Genomic DNA, 17,574 nt, shown 5'->3' on the forward strand with positions numbered 1-17,574 from the left:
GCGGGAGCCGGCCGCTCACCATCCGAGCGTTCGGTCGATCATTGCAGAAGTGTTCGCGTCCGCGGGCGGAAATCCGTGCAACGGGCAGCCGGTCAGGGCCGGACCGAGGCCAGGGAGCGCTGCCTCACCCGCTCCAGATGGCCCGTGAACACCTCACGCGCCTCGGGTGTCAGGGTCCGCAGCGCCACCAGCGCCGTGATGACGACATCGCACAGCTCGGCCTGCACGTCGTCCCAGGTGTGCGTCGCGCCCTTGCGCGGGTTCTGGCCGGTCGCGCCGATCACCGCCTCGGCGACCTCGCCGACCTCCTCGTTCAGCTTGAGGACGCGCAGCAGCAGGCCCTCGCGGCTCTCGACGGGGCGGTGGGTGTCCAGCCACGCGCACAGGGCGTCGACGGTGGCCCACAGGTCGGGCGCGGCGGGTGCGGGGGACGTGTGCTCACTCATGGGCCCGCAGCCTGCCACGCGGGTCTGACAACGCCCCGGTCGCGCCCCGCGGGGTGCTACGCCATGGACTCCTCCTCGAACAGCGCCTCCTGCTCGCCCTCCTTGGCCTTGCGCAGCCGCCGGGCCCGCCCCCCGACGACCAGCGCCGTGCCCGCGGCGGTGGCCGCGAACGCGGCCGGGATCATCCAGCTCCGGTTCACCGCGTGCCCGAGCACGGCGTCCAGGGAGAACCGGCCCGGTCCGGTGACGGCCAGACCCGCGGCGGTCAGGCCGAGTGTCGCCGCGTACTCGTAGCCGCCGCTCTGGTTGAAGAAGCCGTTCGGGGCGTGCACCGCCGCGGCCCCCGCCATCGCCCCGGCCGCCGCCGCGCCGGCCGCGGGTGTGGCCAGGCCCAGCGCCAGCAGCACGCCGCCGCCGGTCTCCGCGAGCCCCGCCGCCGTCGCGCTCGCCTTGCCCGGGGCGTAGCCCACGGACTCCATGAACTGACCGGTGCCCTCGATGCCGTGGCCGCCGAACCAGCCGAACAGCTTCTGCGCGCCATGGGCGGCCAGGACGCCGCCCGCCCCCAGCCGGAGCAGCAGCAGGCCCAGATCACGCCGGTGGTCGTGCCTCACGCGTCGCTGGTAATACCTCACGTCGTCTCCCGGAGCAGACAGCAGGAACAGGGGAACACCCCTCGTCGCGTCCCACCGTCGCACTTCAGGCACCCCCCGACACCTCACGGCCGCGCCCGGGGCGCCGTTCGGGTGGCACGGGTGGCGTGGCCGGGCGGCCGGGACGAGGCTGGCGCGTATGACGATTCAGACCACGCGCCTGAGCGACCCGGCCGTCCGGGCCTTCGTGGCCGCCGTGAACAGCCACGACCGGGAGAGCTTCATGGCGCTCCTCGCCCCCGGCGCGACCATGGCGGACGACGGAACCGACCGCGACCTCGCCGACTGGGTCGACCGGGAGATCTTCTCCTCCCACGGCCACATGGAGGTCGACAACGAGTCCGACGGCGGCCGGTCCCTGCTCGCCCGCTACAGCAACGACACCTGGGGCGAGATGCGCACCCGCTGGAGCTTCACCATCGACGAGGACGGCAGGATCTCGCGGTTCGAGACCGGTCAGGCCTGACCCGCGGCAGCCCCGCGCACGCGTCTGCTTGCCCTCGCGTGGGCTCCAACTCCTAGCCTCTGCGGGCATGGAGACCACACGGCCGCTGGGACGCGGCGGCATCGAGGTGAGCGCCCTCGGCTTCGGCTGCTGGGCGATCGGCGGGGAATGGCAGGCCGCGGACGGGCAGCCGCTCGGCTGGGGCAGGGTCGACGACGAGGAGTCGGTGCGGGCGGTGCGGCGCGCCCTCGACCTGGGCATCACCTTCTTCGACACGGCCGACACCTACGGCGCCGGGCACAGCGAACGCGTGCTGGGCCGGGCGCTGGGCAAGCGCAGGGCCGACGTCGTCGTCGCCACCAAGTGGGGCAACGTGTTCGACGAGGAGACCCGTACGCTCACCGGCGGCGACGACTCACCGGCTCATCTGCGCCGCGCGCTCACCGCGTCCCTGCGCCGGCTCGGCACCGACTACCTCGACCTCTACCAGTTCCACCTCGCCGACGCCGATCCGGAGAGGGCCGCCCTGCTCCGGGACGCGTGCGAGGAACTGGTCCGCGAGGGGCTGATACGGGCCTACGCGTGGAGCACCGACGACCCGGCGCGTGCCGCCGTGTTCGCCGAGGGGCCGCACTGCGCCGCCGTGCAGCACGCGCTCAACGTCCTCCAGGACGCGCCCGCGATGCTCACGCTGTGCGAGGAGGCCGGCCTGACGAGCATCAACCGCAGTCCGCTCGCCATGGGGCTGCTCACCGGGAAGCGCCGGGACGGGCAGCCGCTGGAGGCGGGGGACATCCGCAGCAGGCCGCCGGCCTGGCTGCGGGGGTTCGGCGACGGCTCGGGCGCCGATCCGCGCTGGCTCGCCCGCGTCGACGCCCTCCGGGACGTCCTCACCAGCGAAGGCCGCACGCTCGCCCAGGGCGCCCTGGCCTGGCTGTGGGCGCGCAGCCCGCGCACGGTGCCCATCCCCGGCTTCCGTTCGGTCGCCCAGGCGGAGGAGAACGCGGGAGCCCTGGAGAAGGGGGCGCTGACCGGTGCGCAGCTCACGGAGGTCGACCGGCTGCTCGGGCGGTGACCCCGGCGGTGACCCAGGCGGTGACCCCGACCGGGAGCCGTGCCGGTGGAGGGGGCCGGCCGGGAGCCCGGCCGGTGGAGGAGGGCCGCCCGCGCACCCGGGCGCCGTTCGCGGTGCGGCGGCCTGTGCGGCAGTCGTTCCACACGCACCGGTGCGTACTCCGCGGTGCTCGCGAAGTCCACCCCCACCCGGTGCGGTGGAACGACTGCCGCCTCCCCCCTGGATGTGGCCGACGGGAGCCCTCTGCTCCATCTGTGAAGCTTTGGTGTAGATGATTTGAGCATAGGCCCCCCACCGGCCGCAATGGGGTGGACGTTCCTATTCCGTTTGTGCACGTTGACGAGTTGACGAACTCGGCCGCCGGCTCAGCCCCGTCCGACGTACGGCATCGTCGTGGCCAGCACGGTCGCGAACTGCACGTTCGCCTCCAACGGCAGCTCCGCCATGTGCCGCACGGTGCGCGCCACGTCCGCGACGTCCATCACCGGTTCCGGGGCGACCGTCCCGTTCGCCTGGAGCGCTCCGGTCTGCATGCCCGCCGTCATGTCGGTCGCCGCGTTGCCGATGTCGATCTGCCCCACGGCGATCCGGTACGGCCGGCCGTCCAGGGACAGTGACTTGGTCAGGCCGGTCAGCGCGTGCTTGGTCGCCGTGTAGGCCACCGACTGCGGGCGGGGCGTGTGCGCGGAGATCGAGCCGTTGTTGATGATCCGCCCTCCTTGCGGCTCCTGCTCCTTCATCTGCCGGTACGCCGCCTGCGCGCACAGGAACGCCCCGTTGAGGTTGGTGTCCACCACGTGCCGCCAGGCGTCGTAGGACAGGTCCTCGACCGGCACGCCGCCGGGCCCGAACGTGCCCGCGTTGTTGAACAGCAGGTCCACCCGCCCGAACCGACCGACGGTGGCCGCGAACAGCTCCGTCACGTCCTGCGGGCGTGAGACGTCCGTCCGTACGGCGAGGGCCGCGCCCCGCGGCACCAGGGCCGCCGTCTCCTCCAGCGTCTCCGCGCGCCGGCCCGCCAGCGCCACCGACCAGCCCGCACGCAGCAGTTCCACGGCGACCGCCCGGCCGATACCGGAGCCCGCGCCGGTCACCACCGCGATTCCGTTCCCCTTGGCATCCATGGGCCCGCAGCGTACGGGAGGGTCCGCCATCCGGAACTCATCCGTCCGTCATGTGAGTGCGGTGTACGCGTCAATCAGGTGTCGTCCCCGGCCACTCCAATGCCCCCTGCAGCCATTCGCCAGGGGAGGACCGGATGACACCCGCAGCACACCCGTCCCAGCACGCCCCCGAACTCCGCGCCGCCGCCCGCCACATCGGCCGCCGCCGCTTCCTCACCACCACCGGCGCCGCCGCCGCGCTGGCCTTCTCGACCAACCTGCCCGCCCCCGGAGTCGCGGCCGCCGCCGAACTCGACGCCGCGCGCCTCACCGACAACCCCTTCACGCTGGGCGTCGCCTCCGGTGACCCCCTGCCGGACTCGGTCGTCCTGTGGACCCGCCTCGCGCCCGTGCCCTTCCAGGCCGACAGCGGACTGCCCGCCGAACGCGTCACCGTGCACTGGGAACTGGCCCACGACGAGCGGTTCCGCCGCATCGCCCGGCGCGGCAGCGCCACCGCGCACCCCGAGTTCCACCACACCGTCCACGTCGAGGTCGGCCACCTGGAGCCCGGCCGCGTCTACCACTACCGCTTCCGCGCGGGCCGCTGGACCAGCCCCGCCGGCCGCACCCGCACCGCCCCCGGCCCCGGCAGCCGCGTGGCGTCCCTCACCCTCGCCGCCGTCTCCTGCCAGGCCTACCACGACGGCTACTACACCCCCTACGCCCACCTCGCCGCCGAGGACGTCGACCTCGTCTTCCACCTCGGCGACTACCTCTACGAGTACGCGGTCGACTCCGTCGGCGGCCAGCGCAAGTACACCGACCGCACCCTGCCCGCCCTGTTCGCCCGCGAGACGGTGACCCTGGAGGACTACCGGCTGCGGTACGCCCTCTACAAGTCCGACCCGGACCTGGCCGCCGCGCACGCCGCGCACCCCTTCGTCGTCACCTGGGACGACCACGAGACCGAGAACAACTACGCCGGAGACGTCCCCGAGAACAGCGTCCCGCCGGAGGAGTTCCTGCTGCGCCGCGCCGCCGCCTACCGCGCCTACTGGGAGAACCAGCCCCTGCGCCGCCCCCAGCGCCCCACCGGACCCGACATGCGGCTCTACCGCCGCCTGACCTGGGGCCGGCTCGCCCAGTTCGACGTCCTGGACACCCGCCAGTACCGCTCCGACCAGGCCTACGGCGACAAGGCGCACGTGCCCGGCCCCGAGTCCCACGACCCGGCACGCACCATGACCGGCGCCACGCAGGAGCGGTGGCTGCTCGACGGCTGGCGCTCCTCGCGCGCCCTGTGGAACGTCGTACCGCAGCAGGTCCTGTTCGCCCGCCGGCACATGGACGCCACCACCCCGTCCCGCGTCTCCATGGACGCCTGGGACGGCTACAGCGCCTCCCGCCGCCGCGTCCTGGACGGGGCGAAGGCCGCGGGCGTGGAGAACCTGATGGTGCTCAGCGGCGACGTGCACTCCGCCTACGCCTTCGACATCAAGGACGACTTCGACGACCCGGCCTCCGCCACGCTCGGCACGGAGCTCGTGGCGACCTCGGTCTCCAGCGGCCGGGACGGCGCCGACAAGCCCGCGACCTGGGACACCTACATGTCCGCCAACCCCCACCTGAAGTTCTTCAACGGCCGGCGCGGCTACGTCACCGTCGAGCTGGGACGGCAGGCGGCACGCGCCGACTTCAGGACGGTGCCGTACGTGACCCGGCCGGGGGCGCCGGTCACGACGGCCGCGTCCTTCGTGACGGAGGTGGGCAGGCAGGGGCTCACGCCGGCGTGAGCTCCGCGGCGCGGCCCCCGTCCGGGGTCTCGCCCGGGGTCTCACCGGGGTAGCGGACGCCGACGCGGTCGCGGATCGCGTCGAGCGTCCGCATCACGGCGAGCGTGCCGTCGAGGGGCACCAGCGGCGACTCGGTCTCCCCGGCGCGCACGGCCCGCATGACCTCCAGCGCCTCGTGGCGCATGCTGTTGCGCGGCCCGTCCGCCGGGTCGGCCGTGAACTCCTCGGCGTCACGGCCGTCCCGGTGCAGCACGAAGCTCTCCGGGAAGAAGAAGCCGTGCGGGATGTCGATGCGGCCCTTGGAGCCGGTCACCGAGGCGCCGGTGGCCGTGCCGCCCACGATGGAGCAGTGCACCGAACCCAGGGCGCCGCTGTCCCACGAGAGCACCGCTGCCGTCTGGAGGTCGACGCCCTCCTCCGAGAGCACCGCGCGCGCCGCGACGTCCGACGGCTCCCCGAGCAGCAGCTGCGCGAACGACACCGGATACACGCCCAGATCGAGCAGCGCGCCGCCGCCCAGCTCCGGGTTGCGCAGCCGGTGCGAGGGCGGGAACGGGCCCGCGAGACCGAAGTCGGCCTGCACGCTGCGCACCTCGCCGATCGCCCCGTCGTCCACCAGCGCCTTCAGCCGCCGCACCAGCGGATTGCAGTACATCCACATCGCCTCCATCAGGAAGCGCCCGTGCTCCCGCGCCAGCGCGACGAGTTCCTCCGCCTCGCGCAGGTTCAGCGTGAACGGCTTCTCGCACAGCACGTGCCGCCCGGCCGACAGGCACAGCCCCGCGGCGGCCCGGTGCGCCGTGTGCGGTGTGGCGACGTAGACGACATCGATGTCCTCGTCCTGCGCGAGCGCGTTCCAGTCGCCGTAGGCCCGCGCTATCCCGAACCGCTCGGCGAACGCCGTCGCCGAGTCCTGCGACCGCGACGCCACCGCCACGACCTCCGCGTCCGGCAGGTCGACCAGATCCGCGGTGAACGCGGCCGCGATCCCCCCGGTCGCCAGGATCCCCCACCGCACCGTCTCCACCGTCATTACCGCCCCGCCTTAGCCTCGTGACCCCTAGCAGTCCGTACGAGCTGAGAGCATAGGTGGCGATCGACTCGAAGAGGGAGGGACTCATGCCCGAGGGTGGGGCGTCCATATCGAAGACCGCGCAGGGGGCCGCGACCGGGACGGAAGCCCCCGACCTCACACCACAGCGCCGCACCGGGCTCCTGGTCACCTTCCTCCTCGGGAGCCTGACCGCCGTACCGCCCCTGGCGATGGACATGTACCTCCCGTCGCTGCCGCAGGTCACCCGCTCCCTGCACGCGCCCGCCGCGACGGTCCAGCTCACCCTCACCGCCTGCCTGGCCGGCATGGCCCTCGGGCAGCTCGTGGTCGGGCCGATGAGCGACCGCTGGGGGCGCCGCCGCCCGCTCCTGGCCGGGCTCGCCGTCTTCGTCGTCGCCACCGTCCTGTGCGCGCTCGCCCCCACCGTCGAACTCCTCGTCGCCTTCCGGCTGGCCCAGGGCCTCGCGGGCGCGGCCGCGATCGTCATCGCCCGGGCCGTCGTCCGCGACCTCTACGACGGCATGGCCATGGCCCGCTTCTTCTCCACCCTCATGCTGATCTCCGGGGTCGCGCCCGTCGTGGCGCCGCTGATCGGCGGGCAGGTGCTGCGCGTGACGGACTGGCGGGGCGTGTTCGCCGTCCTCACGGTCGTCGGCGTCCTCATCGGCGTCCTGGTCTGGACGCGGCTCCCCGAGACCCTGCCGCCCGCCGAACGGCACAGCGGCGGCGTCGGCGAGGCCCTGCGCGCCATGCGCACCCTGCTCGCCGACCGCGCCTTCACCGGCTACATGCTCACCGGCGGTTTCGCCTTCGCCGCCCTCTTTGCCTACATCGCGGCCTCCCCGTTCGTCATCCAGGAGATCCACGGCGCCTCCCCGCAGACGTTCAGCCTGCTGTTCGGCCTCAACTCGATCGGACTGGTCGCCGTCGGCCAGATCAACGGCAAGGTCCTGGTCGGCCGGGTCAGCCTCGACCGCGTGCTGGGCGCCGGCCTGGCGATCGTCATCGCCGCCGCGACCGCGCTGCTGCTGATGTCCCTGGGCGTGTTCGGCGAGGTCGGTCTCGCCCCCGTGGCCGTCGCGCTGTTCGTCCTGATGTCCGCGATGGGCATCACCCTGCCCAACACCCAGGCGCTCGCCCTGATGCGCGTCCGGCACGCCGCCGGCTCGGCCTCCGCCCTGCTGGGCACGTCCTCCTTCCTCATCGGGGCGATCGCCTCCCCGCTGGTCGGCGTGGCCGGGGAGGACACCGCCCTCCCGATGGCCGTCGTCCAACTGGCCGCCGCACTGGTGGCGCTGGCCTGCTTCGTGGGAATGTGCCGACCCTGGAGGGCCCGCGCGAGTGTGGAGGGAGCGGACCGCTGAGCGCACCGAGACTGCGCGACGGCACGCCGGAACGGGCCGGACTCGACCCCGCGGAACTGCGTCATCTGGTCCGGGAGGTCCACGTCCTCACCACCGGGCAGCGCCCCTGGGCACCGGGCGCGGTGCTGGTCGTCGGACGCGGCCCGGTGATCGCGGTCGAGGAGGCGGCGGGCTGGGCCGTCCGTTACGCCGCCTACGACGAGACCACCGACGCGGGTGTGGAACTGCCCCCCGGGGACCGGGTCCCGATGACCGTCGCCACCCCCTTCGACCTGGCGTCCCTCACCAAACTGTTCACCTCGGTCGCCGCCGTGCAGCAGATCGAGCGCGGCACGCTCGGCATCGACGCGAAGGTCGGCGCGTACCTGCCCGACTTCACGGCGGCGGCCCGGCACGGCATCACCGTCCGCCAGCTCCTCACCCACACCTCGGGCCTGCGCCCCGAACTCCCGTTGTACGACTGCGCCGACGACGCCGAACGCCTCACGGCACTCCGAGCGGAGGCCCCCGTCGGCGTGCCCGGCACCCACTGCTACTCCGACCTCAACATGCTCCTCCTCCAGCACGTCCTGGAACGCCTCACCGGCCGCACCCTCGACGTCCTGATCCACGACGGCATCACCCGGCCGCTCGGCATGACCTCGACGGGCTTCGGGCCGTGCCCCGCGGCGGCGGCGACGGAGGACCAGCGGCGGCCCTGGGCCAAGGCGGACCGGGGCATGCTGCGGGGCGAGGTCCACGACGAGAACGCCTGGGCGCTCGGCGGAGTGGCGGGCCACGCCGGGCTCTTCTCCACGGGCCGGGACCTCGCGGTCTTCTGCCGCGCCCTCCTGACCGGCGGCTCCTACGGCCCCGCCCGCATCCTCGGCCCCGACTTCGTCGAACTCCTCTTCACCCCACCGGGCCTCGGCTTCACCCTCGACCAGCCCTGGTTCATGGGCGACCTGGCGGGCCGCGGCGCGGCGGGTCACACGGGCTTCACGGGCACGTCCCTGGTCCTCGACCCGGCGACGGACACGTTCCTCGTCCTCCTGACGAACACGGTCCACCCCCGCCGCAGACGCCCGGACAACGCCCCGCGGGCAGCGGCGGGGTCACGGGTGGCCCGGGCCGTGCGGGGGAGGTGAGAGGACGCCGTGCTGACCGGTCGGCACGGGTGCGACCGGGCGGACGGCGGTGAAGTCCTGGACCGCGTCGCGAGTGGCGGAGAGCAGCAGCAGCCACTCGTCGCAGCCTTGCCACGGATGGAGATCGCCACCGCCTCCGCGAACCACCCGCGGTCCTTCGCCTATGCGGGGGCCTGCGTCCAGTGGCGCGTCCGCGAAAAGCGGGATCCACACGTCGGCGCATATCTCGTTCGCCGACCCCATCGCCGCCAGCCCGAAGGCGTTCTCGGCCGCGGCGGTGCGCTGTTCGTCGGCGAAGTCGTCGAGCACCTGGTCCTCGTCCGGCCGTCCGTTCCCGCGGAAGGTCAGCGTGGTCGTACCCGCCCGGGCCGCGTACTCCCACTCGGCCTCGCTGGGCAGCCGGAACGGCCACGCTTCGAGCAGGTCGTCCACGTCGCTCTCGAAGCGGGCCGTGCTCCGGTCCGATGCCGCGAAGCTGTCCTCGTACGCGGGCAGCCAGTGCCGTGCTTGCGCGACCGTGAGCGGATGCCGGGCGATCAGGAAGGGCTCGACCCGCACTTCTCGCACCGGCCGGGCCCGGACAGCGCCGGCGAAGAACGCTTCGAGGTCGTCATCGGCGCCTCCGGCCCGCTCGATGGCCCGTACCGCCTCCAGTTCCGCGTCGGACAGGCCCATCAGGAACGTCCCACCGGGAACGGCCCGGAAGACCACGTCGGAGGGGGTGTGCCGCCAAGCCGGTCGGCCGGCCACGATCTCTTGAAGCCACATGGTGCCGGACGCTAGCAGCCGGCTTCCTGTCCTCAGCCCGCGGCCATCGAGCCGGCCGGACCTCCCCCTCGCGGCCCGCCAGGAGCCCGCCGGACCGGCCGAAGGAGCCGCAGCGCGCCCTCGCTCCCGCACCGCGATCCGCGCCTGTTTCGTCAGCGTCATGCCGTCGCGGAGCGCGAGCAGCCGCATGGCGATGCGGGCCGCGCCGAAAGGGCCGGCCTCGGCCTCCGGTTCCAGGCGGCGGCCCGGCTCACAGACGCGGACGACGCAGGTGTCGTCCAGGGTGAGGGGGACCGCGCCGGCGCGGACCGTCAGCCGGGCGCCCTCGGCGGGCCAGTGCGGGTCGGCGGCGAGGATCCGGCGGGTTCCCGTGACCCACTCCCCGTAGCGGTGGCCGTCCGGCAGCAGGCCCCACACCCGCGGCGGCGGGCTCAGGATGAGGCGGCGGGTCCGGGCCATGGTCACGCTCCTGGGCGGTCAGGGCAGCAGGTCTCGACGCGGGAGGGTCCAGGGTGCGGCGCGGCGGGCCGGGTGCGCGGTCCGGCCGGGCCGGACGGGGGAGTCCGGCGGCCTTTGCACCCTCGTAGAATCGCCGGGTGAACGCCCCCGTACCCCCGGCCGACTCCCTCCGCGCCGCCCTCGCCGGTCTGCTCGACGGGCTGCCGCCGCGGCAGGCCGCGCAGGCCGTGGAGCGGCTGATCAGCAACTACCGGGGGGACACCCCGACCCACGCGCCGATCCTGCGGGACCGGGCCGACGTCGCCGCCTACGCCGCCTACCGGATGCCCGCCACGTTCGAGGCGGTGCGGTCGGCGCTGGAGGCGTTCGCCGAGGCCGCGCCCGGGTGGGTGCCCGGGTCGCACACCGATGTCGGCGGCGGCACGGGCGCGGCGGCCTGGGCCGTGAGCGCCACCTGGGAGGGCGAGCGGCCCGTCACCGTCCTCGACTGGGCCGAGCCGGCCCTCGCGCTCGGCCGGGAGATCGCCGCGGACCGGCCCGCCCTGCGCGACGTCCGCTGGCAGCGCTCCCGGATCGGAGCGGCGCTCGCCCTGGAGAGCACCGACCTCGTCACGGTCTCGTACGTCCTCAACGAGCTGACCGACGCCGACCGCACCGCCCTCGTCGACGCCGCCGCGGCCGCCGCACGGGCCGTCGTGATCGTGGAACCCGGCACGCCCGACGGTTACGCCCGGGTCATCGAGGCCCGCGACCGGCTGATCGGCGCCGGCTTCCGGATCGCCGCCCCCTGCCCGCACAGCGCCGCCTGCCCCATCGCCCCCGGCACGGACTGGTGCCACTTCTCCGCCCGGGTCAGCCGCTCCTCCCTGCACCGCCAGGTCAAGGGCGGCTCCCTCGCCTACGAGGACGAGAAGTTCAGCTACGTCGCCGCCGCCCGCTTCCCCGTGGAACCCGCGCCCTCCCGCGTCGTGCGGCGCCCCCAGATCCGCAAGGGCCAGGTCCTGCTCGACCTGTGCGAGACGGAGCCGTCGCTGCGCCGCGCCACCGTCACCAAACGCCACGGCGACCTCTACAAGGCGGCCCGGGACGCCGACTGGGGAGACCCCTGGCCGCCCTCCGGCCCCACCGGGTGAGTCAGCGCGCCCCCGTCCAGCGCAGCAGCGCGTCCTGCGCCCACGCCCGGTCGGCCGGTGCCAGGTTCGCGAGGTCCACGCCGTGATTGCCGCCCGGCACCCACAACACCCGTGAGTCGGCGCCCCCGGGCCGGAAGTGCTCGGCGACCGACGGGTCCTGTGCGCCGTTGACGAACAGCAGCCGGCTGCCGCGACGCCGGACCCAGCGGTCGATGTCCGGCATGGCCTCCGTGTCGAACACCATGGGGACGTCCCGGGGGACGAAGACGCGTGCCTCGATGCCGCCCGGGTGGCGCAGCAGGTCCGCCACATGGGCGGTGGGGACGTCGCCGTACCCCAGCTGCGTGCCGACCTGGTACCAGTACGGGACGTAGCGCCGCGCCGTCGTGTCGGCGTAGAACGGCAGTCCCGCCCACGTGTCCAGCCACGCGTACAGCTCGTCGGTCGTCGCCGCGGGACCGGGGATCGCGGCGAGGTCGTCCGGTGTGGCGCGCTGCCAGAACATGAACAGCACCCGCAGCACGGCGACTTCGAAGGCCCGGTCGGCGCTGCCGACGATGCGGAAGGTGTCGCCGGCGGCGGACGCCCAGGCCTCGTAGCGGGCCACCATCTCGGTCCTGCGCAGCAGCATCCGCCGCTGGGCGGCCTTGACGGCCTCGCGCGCCGGAGCGGTGCCGACCGTCTCCAGGAAGCGCAGGTGGACGGAGTCGTCGCGGTCGTCGGCGTTGTTCGGCGCCGAATAGACCACCGAGCCGTCGACGTCCCGGGGGTGGAAGCGGCGGTGGTAGACGGTCGCCATCCCGCCCTTGCTGCTGCCGGTGGAGAGCCACGCGCCGGGGTAGAGCCGGCGGAACAGGCGGACGACGCGGTGGTGGTCGCCGGCGGCCTGGCGGATCGTGAGGTGGGCGTAGCCGGGGCGCCCGGCGGGGACCGAGGTGCCGAAGAAGCGGTGTTCCACCTGGAGCTGGTTGGCTCCGAGGAGCAGCGCCGGTTCGGTCCGGCGGGGGGTGAGGACCGCGTTGTAGCCCGTGCTGAACAGCACCGTGGGGCGGTCGGCGGCCGTGTGGAGCAGGGTGAGCCGCTGCTCGAAGGTGCCGGCCGCCGGGTCCGTGTGGTCGACCGGCTGGCGCAGGCCGAGGACGAAGTGCCGGTATCCGGGTCCGGCGTCCTGCCGCTCCTCGACCAGGCGCAGTCCGGGCAGCGAGCGGAGGGCGTCCGCGACATCCACGATCCCGGCGTGCCCGGCGTGCCCGGCGTGCCCGGCGTGTGCGGCACGCGCCGGTGCCGCCGCCGAGGCGGTGAGGCCCGCCGTCGCGACGGCCGCTGTGAGCATCCTTCGTCTCGTCCACATGCGCATGGAGGTCCCTCCCGGGTGTCCGTGGTGCCTGGTGGCGGTCGCGCTGCCGCGACCGCCCCAGTACATCCGCCGGACGCCCCGGGGGGATCCCGCGCGCGAGGGGTGGCTCTCCCCCGGGCGGGGGAGGGTCACGAGGAGGTCCGGGTCGTGCCGCCCTCCTGCCGCCGCTGCTGCCGTTCCTCCTGGAGCTTGCGCAGCAGTTCGCGCTTCTGGGCCTGCGCATCGAGGCCGCCGCCGACCCGGCCGCCCCGGCCGTTGCCCCGCAGGGCTTCGCGGCCGAGGTTCTTGCACGCTCCGCCGACTCCCAGCAGGTTTCCGGCTCCGCCTCGGGCCATGTCGGGCTCCTTCCGCATCAGCGATAAAACGAGACGTATCGTCTCGCCAGGACGCCACCACTCTCCGCGAGACGCTCCGTCTTGTCAACCTGATAAATTCGGCCCATGGCCGCCCAGAAGTCAGCCCAGCCCGCCCCCGGCAAGTCCGCCCCCGACGCCACCCGGCGCAGCGAGAAGTCCCGCCGCGCCATCTACGACGCCGCCCTCGCCCTCGTCGTCGAGGCCGGCTACCCCAAGACCACGATCGAGGGGATCGCCGCCCGCGCCGGTGTCGGGAAGCAGACGATCTACCGGTGGTGGTCGTCCAAGGCCGACGTGCTGATGGAGGCCTTCCTCGACCTGGCCGAACGGTCCCAGCGGGAGGCGACGGAGGAGCCGTTGTCGTACGCCTTCCCCGACACCGGGGACATCGCCGCCGACATCAAGGCCGTCCTGCGGGCCACCGTCGACGAACTGCGCGACCCCCGCTTCGAGGCGCCGTCCCGCGCCCTCGCCGCCGAGGGCGTCGTCAACGAGGAACTCGGGCGCGAGCTCGTGGCCAAGCTGATGCAGCCCTCACTCGACCTCTACACGGACCGGCTGCGCGCCGCCCAGGCCGCCGGGCAGGTCCGTGAGGACCTCGACCTGCGCATCGCCCTGGAGTTCTTCATCTCCCCGCTCGCCCAGCGCTGGCTCCAGCACACCGGCCCGATCTCCCACGAGTACACCGACACCCTCGTCGACTACGCCCTTCACGGCCTCGCCCCCCGCTGAGCGGCCCGGGCCAGCCGCCCCGGCGCGTCCGTGATCACCCCGTCGCAGCCCAGCGCCAGCACCCGGTCCCGCTGCGCGTCCGTCACCACCGTGTGCGCCCACACCCGGGGGATCCCCGAGCGCACCGCCCGCAGCAGGTCCGCGTCCCGCGCCCGGTGGTCCACGTCCAGCAGGTCGACGTACGACCGCCAGCGCTCCGGGCGGTCCGTGCGCAACTGCTCGGCCGAGCGCCACACCTGTGCCAGCAGGCCGAGGCGGTGGGCGCGCCGGGCCACCTCGGGGTCGTTGGAGTTCACGAACACCGAGCGGGTCAGGCCCCGGGCCCGGATCAGGGCCGCCAGCCGGTCCAGGGCCCGCGGGTCCTTCGCCTCCAGCATCAGCACGATCCGTCCGCCGAAACGGTCCAGCACCTCGGCGACCGTCGGCGGCCGCTCCGACCGCCAGCTCCCCGGGAGCCGGTCCTTCGGGCGCAGCCGCACCCCCCGCCACTCCCGCGCGTCCAGGCCGCGCACCGCGCCGCCCAGGTAGGTCGTGCGGTTCAGGGTCTCGTCGTGGAACACCACCGGCGTGCCGTCGCGCAGCAGCCGGGTGTCGAAGTCCAGCACCTGTGCCGTACCGCGCGCGTAGGCGGCCATCAGGCCGCTCATGCTGTTCTCCGGGACCTCGCGGGCGCCGCCGCGGTGGGCGACGTAGGTGATCCGGGGCAGTGCCGCCACCGTCAGCGGGCCGGTGCCCCACTCCAGCGGGGCCGGGGCGCGGCCGCCGGGCCCGGCGAGGGCGAGCGAGACCACGGACGCCGCGGTGGCCACGGCCGTCAGCGCGATGCTTGTGACCATGGCGACCACGGTAGGGCGCCCTGTCCTGGCAAGGCGGGAAATGACACCGGTCGGCGGGGTTGCACACCCTTTCGTCCTGTGGCATATGCCTCGCCCGCCCGTGCGCGTCTCGCCCCACCGGTCCACGTCTCGGCCCTCATGCCCCGGATGTGGGCACTGGCCCCCCGGTGCGCGGGAAGATGGGACCATGAGGCATGCTGTTCCGCACGACGGCGAGGCGAGGGGATAGATGAGCGCGGAGTTCGGCGGCCGGACCGGCCTGCAGGGCAAACTCACCCAGTGGCTGCGCGCGGGGCGCCGGCCCAAGGAGACCGCCGGGGACGGCGGCCGTGAGGACCTGCTGCTCGCCGCCGCCGGCGCGGGACTGCCGCTCGCGCCCGCCGCCCACCCGGCCGGGTACCGCTGCTCCTGCGACCGTGTCGGCTGTCCCACCCCGGCCCGCCACCCGGTGTCCTTCGCCTGGCAGACGCAGTCCACCACCGACCGCGCCCAGATCGAGCGCTGGGCCCGCCATCAGCCGCAGGCCAACTTCATCACCGCGACCGGCATGGTGCACGACGTCCTCGACGTGCCCCTCGACGCCGGTCGCGTCGCGTTGGACCGGCTGCTGTCCGAGGGCGTCGAGGTCGGTCCGGTCGCCGAGAGCGACGACGGGCGCATGCTCTTCTTCACCCTCACGCGCGGTACGCCCGAGGACGAGGACGAGTGGTGGCCGTGCGAGCTGGACTGCCACCCCGAGACGATGGACGAACACCCCGGGCTGCGCTGGCACTGCCGCGGCTCCTACGTCCTCGTCCCGCCGGCCCGGCTGCCCGGTGAGGACCAGTCGGTGCGGTGGGTGCGCGGGCCCGAGCACGCGCTGCCGGATCCGCTGAGCCTGCTGGAGGTGCTCACCGAGGTCTGCGCGCGGTACGCCGGTGAGGACACCGACCAGCGGGCGGCCTGGCCCCTGCGGCACTGAGCCCCCCGCGTCCCGGTCCGCTACGAGCCTTCCCCCGCCGTCAGACCCTGGATCCTCCCCAGGATGGTCACCTTGCCCGGCCCCTTCGGGTCCAGCGCGACCTCGTTGGAGACGAACTCCATCGTGAGGGACTGCTTGATCTCGCCCTTCGTCAGGGCCAGCACGTCCTTGTTCGGGACGGGGACCGACGTGCCCGCGGCGGCCGTCTGCTTCTCGTAGTGCCGCGTGGCGAAGAACACCAGCGCTCCGCCGTCCGTCGTGCGCAGGGCCAGCGGCGCGTAGTCGCCGTTCGTCAGCGGCTCGTCGATGTACTGGGTGACCAGGCCCGGCTTCTTGGCGTTCTTCTGGCGCAGGGCACGCCACTGGGTGGTGTGCGGGCCGTCCGCGAAGGTCTCGCCGCCGTCCTTCAGGTACGCGGTGTAGCCGCGGCCCAACTCGCCCGGGGCGGCGGCCAGTCCCGCCGCGTTCACCGGGACGGACTCGGCCCAGCCGTCCGCGTCCCTCTTGAACTGAGGGACCTTGCCCGGGGCGACGAGCGTCAGGTACGCCACCTGGAACGGGGCGTCGAGGCTGCTGCGGGTGAACACGAGCAGCCAGCGGGCGGTGCCGCCCTTGTTGCCGGCGGCGTCGACGAGGAACCAGCGGGGCCAGCCGGCCTTCTTGGGGATGGTGAACTTCGCGTCCGTCAGCTGCAGGGGGGTGTGGTTCGGGTTGCCGTCCGGGTTGTTCGCCCGGCCGGCCTTCAGCCGGGCCGAGTCGATGTCGGCGAGGGCGCCGGTGGTGCGGTCGGCGTCCAGGGCGGGGTCGTAGGCCTTGTCGGCCTCGTTGTACGCGGTCGTGAACTGCTGGAGGGCCTTCGCGGCTTCGGCGCGGGTCGTGGACGGGAGGATCTCCCGTTCGCCGTGCACGACGACGCATCCGCCGGTCGTCATCGACAAAGCCGTCACTGACGCTGCTATGAGGGCGCTCCGGGCGGGCCTGCGGAGCGTTCGAGGGTCGCGATCCCTGCTCATCGGGTTCCTTCACCTTCCCCTTTCCGGAGGCGAACCCTACCGGGTGCCTGCGGCGGGTACGGCGTCAGGCCCGGTCGCCCACCGGTTCCGTCCGCACCCTGGCCGGGGCGAGGAAGAGGGCCAGAGTGGGCACCAAGTACAGCAGCCACACCGTGACTTGGAGGGTCGTCGGGTCGGGCTGGAAGTTGAGGACGCCCTTCAGGAGCGTGCCGTACCAGCTGTCCGGCGGGACGGTGCCGGAGACGTCGAAGGCCTTGTCGTCGAGGCCGGGCAGGAAGTCGGCCTCCTGGAGGTCGTGGAAGCCGTACGCCAGCACCCCCGCCGCGACCACGACCAGCAGGGCGCCGGTGTACGTGAAGAACTTCGACAGGTCGATGCGCAGGGCACCCCGGTAGAACAGCCAGCCCAGGAGGATCGCCGTCAGCAGGCCCAGGGCGACGCCCAGCAGGGGACGCGGGGTGCCGTCGCTCGCCGCGTGGACCGACGCCCAGACGAACAGGGCCGTCTCCAGGCCCTCCCGGCCCACCGCGAGGAACGCCGTGGCGACCAGCGCGCCCGTGCCCATCGCGAGGGCGGCGTCCAGCCTGCCGTGCAGCTCCGACCTGAGGTGCCGGGCGGTGCGGCGCATCCAGAAGACCATCCACGTCACCAGGCCGACCGCGAGGATCGACAGCGACCCGCCGAGCGCCTCCTGCGCCTGGAACGTCAGCTCCTGGGAGCCGAATTCGAGGGCGCAGCCGAAGCCCAGCGCGAGCGCCACCGCGACGCCGATGCCCGCCCAGATCGGCTTCAGCGCGTCCTTGCGGTCGGTCTTGACGAGGTAGGCGATGAGGATGCAGACGACCAGGCTCGCCTCCAGGCCCTCGCGCAGACCGATCAGGTAGTTGGAGAACACG

The 17,574-nt window shown here is 73.7% G+C and carries 17 protein-coding genes and 1 pseudogene; 8 read left to right on the forward strand and 10 right to left on the reverse strand.

Translation table 11 applies throughout. The annotated features are described in order from the left end of the window. Positions 1-92 precede the first annotated feature (92 nt). Both ACF07N_RS33480 and ACF07N_RS33485 read right to left on the reverse strand, forming a co-directional pair. Entirely contained in the window at positions 93-446 is a 354-nt protein-coding gene (locus ACF07N_RS33480; protein ID WP_392120301.1) for a MazG-like family protein, read from the reverse strand. A 56-nt stretch (positions 447-502) separates the two neighbouring features. Next, the gene (locus ACF07N_RS33485; protein WP_383323320.1) at positions 503-1,060 is read right to left on the reverse strand and encodes a DoxX family protein; all 558 of its coding nucleotides are present in this window, start codon (positions 1,058-1,060) and stop codon (positions 503-505) included. A 178-nt stretch (positions 1,061-1,238) separates the two neighbouring features. Here ACF07N_RS33485 and ACF07N_RS33490 point away from each other — a divergent pair, with 178 nt between their 5' ends. Both ACF07N_RS33490 and ACF07N_RS33495 read left to right on the forward strand, forming a co-directional pair. Continuing rightward, the gene (locus ACF07N_RS33490) at positions 1,239-1,565 is read left to right on the forward strand and encodes a nuclear transport factor 2 family protein (RefSeq protein ID WP_392120304.1); all 327 of its coding nucleotides are present in this window, start codon (positions 1,239-1,241) and stop codon (positions 1,563-1,565) included. Between the two features lie 67 nt (positions 1,566-1,632). Continuing rightward, positions 1,633-2,619 carry an aldo/keto reductase gene (locus ACF07N_RS33495; protein WP_392120307.1) on the forward strand — a complete coding sequence of 329 codons (987 nt, stop codon included), beginning with the start codon at positions 1,633-1,635 and terminating at the stop codon, positions 2,617-2,619. 365 nt (positions 2,620-2,984) lie between these two features. Here ACF07N_RS33495 and ACF07N_RS33500 read toward each other — a convergent pair whose 3' ends face one another. After that, positions 2,985-3,743 carry an SDR family oxidoreductase gene (locus ACF07N_RS33500; RefSeq protein ID WP_383340731.1) on the reverse strand — a complete coding sequence of 253 codons (759 nt, stop codon included), beginning with the start codon at positions 3,741-3,743 and terminating at the stop codon, positions 2,985-2,987. A gap of 134 nt (positions 3,744-3,877) precedes the next feature. Between ACF07N_RS33500 and ACF07N_RS33505 the strand changes: the two genes are divergently transcribed. Beyond that, the gene (locus tag ACF07N_RS33505) at positions 3,878-5,518 is read left to right on the forward strand and encodes an alkaline phosphatase D family protein (RefSeq protein ID WP_392120310.1); all 1,641 of its coding nucleotides are present in this window, start codon (positions 3,878-3,880) and stop codon (positions 5,516-5,518) included. Here the strand turns inward: ACF07N_RS33505 and ACF07N_RS33510 are convergent. Continuing rightward, complete coding sequence (locus ACF07N_RS33510) at positions 5,505-6,551, reverse strand: Gfo/Idh/MocA family protein (RefSeq protein WP_392120313.1); 1,047 nt, start codon at positions 6,549-6,551, stop codon at positions 5,505-5,507. The two genes, ACF07N_RS33505 and ACF07N_RS33510, sit on opposite strands and share 14 nt — an antisense overlap. An 86-nt stretch (positions 6,552-6,637) precedes the next feature. Between ACF07N_RS33510 and ACF07N_RS33515 the strand changes: the two genes are divergently transcribed. Next, entirely contained in the window at positions 6,638-7,936 is a 1,299-nt protein-coding gene (locus tag ACF07N_RS33515; RefSeq protein WP_392120316.1) for a multidrug effflux MFS transporter, read from the forward strand. Further along, positions 7,888-9,063, forward strand: coding sequence for a serine hydrolase domain-containing protein (locus ACF07N_RS33520; RefSeq protein ID WP_392120319.1), 1,176 nt, complete (start codon positions 7,888-7,890; stop codon positions 9,061-9,063). Before ACF07N_RS33515 ends, ACF07N_RS33520 begins: the two co-directional genes overlap by 49 nt. Here the strand turns inward: ACF07N_RS33520 and ACF07N_RS33525 are convergent. Further along, on the reverse strand, positions 9,031-10,290 hold the full coding sequence (locus ACF07N_RS33525) for an SUMF1/EgtB/PvdO family nonheme iron enzyme (RefSeq protein WP_392120322.1): 1,260 nt from the start codon (positions 10,288-10,290) through the stop codon (positions 9,031-9,033). The genes ACF07N_RS33520 and ACF07N_RS33525 overlap by 33 nt on opposite strands. A gap of 137 nt (positions 10,291-10,427) precedes the next feature. On the opposite strand from ACF07N_RS33525, the gene ACF07N_RS33530 reads away from it, so the two are divergent. Then, positions 10,428-11,423 carry a small ribosomal subunit Rsm22 family protein gene (locus ACF07N_RS33530; RefSeq protein ID WP_392120325.1) on the forward strand — a complete coding sequence of 332 codons (996 nt, stop codon included), beginning with the start codon at positions 10,428-10,430 and terminating at the stop codon, positions 11,421-11,423. 1 nt (position 11,424) lies between these two features. On the opposite strand, the gene ACF07N_RS33535 is transcribed toward ACF07N_RS33530, so the two are convergent. Together ACF07N_RS33535 and ACF07N_RS33540 are read right to left on the reverse strand one after the other, a co-directional pair. After that, positions 11,425-12,780: a S28 family serine protease gene (locus ACF07N_RS33535; RefSeq protein WP_392120328.1), complete on the reverse strand. Its 1,356-nt coding sequence runs from the start codon at positions 12,778-12,780 to the stop codon at positions 11,425-11,427. Positions 12,781-12,908: 128 nt separating this feature from the next. Continuing rightward, positions 12,909-13,115 (reverse strand): DUF6243 family protein, encoded by a 207-nt coding sequence (locus ACF07N_RS33540; protein ID WP_392120331.1) that lies wholly within the window; start codon positions 13,113-13,115, stop codon positions 12,909-12,911. Between the two features lie 105 nt (positions 13,116-13,220). Between ACF07N_RS33540 and ACF07N_RS33545 the strand changes: the two genes are divergently transcribed. Next, complete coding sequence (locus ACF07N_RS33545; RefSeq protein WP_392120333.1) at positions 13,221-13,868, forward strand: TetR/AcrR family transcriptional regulator; 648 nt, start codon at positions 13,221-13,223, stop codon at positions 13,866-13,868. Here ACF07N_RS33545 and ACF07N_RS33550 read toward each other — a convergent pair. Continuing rightward, on the reverse strand, positions 13,847-14,704 hold the full coding sequence (locus ACF07N_RS33550; RefSeq protein WP_392120335.1) for a glycerophosphodiester phosphodiesterase: 858 nt from the start codon (positions 14,702-14,704) through the stop codon (positions 13,847-13,849). The two genes, ACF07N_RS33545 and ACF07N_RS33550, sit on opposite strands and share 22 nt — an antisense overlap. A 229-nt stretch (positions 14,705-14,933) precedes the next feature. On the opposite strand from ACF07N_RS33550, the gene ACF07N_RS33555 reads away from it, so the two are divergent. After that, positions 14,934-15,665, forward strand: a complete 732-nt coding sequence (locus tag ACF07N_RS33555; RefSeq protein ID WP_392120338.1) for a bifunctional DNA primase/polymerase — start codon at positions 14,934-14,936, stop codon at positions 15,663-15,665. A gap of 20 nt (positions 15,666-15,685) precedes the next feature. On the opposite strand, the gene ACF07N_RS33560 is transcribed toward ACF07N_RS33555, so the two are convergent. Further along, complete coding sequence (locus ACF07N_RS33560; protein ID WP_392120341.1) at positions 15,686-16,678, reverse strand: hypothetical protein; 993 nt, start codon at positions 16,676-16,678, stop codon at positions 15,686-15,688. Further along, positions 16,641-17,573: pseudogene (efeU, locus tag ACF07N_RS33565) on the reverse strand (iron uptake transporter permease EfeU); the annotation flags it as partial. The pseudogene efeU and the gene ACF07N_RS33560, both read right to left, overlap by 38 nt. Between the last annotated feature and the right edge of the window lies 1 nt (position 17,574).

It is taken from the genome of Streptomyces sp. NPDC015242, assembly GCF_043079125.1.
Classification (GTDB): Bacteria; Actinomycetota; Actinomycetes; order Streptomycetales; family Streptomycetaceae; genus Streptomyces.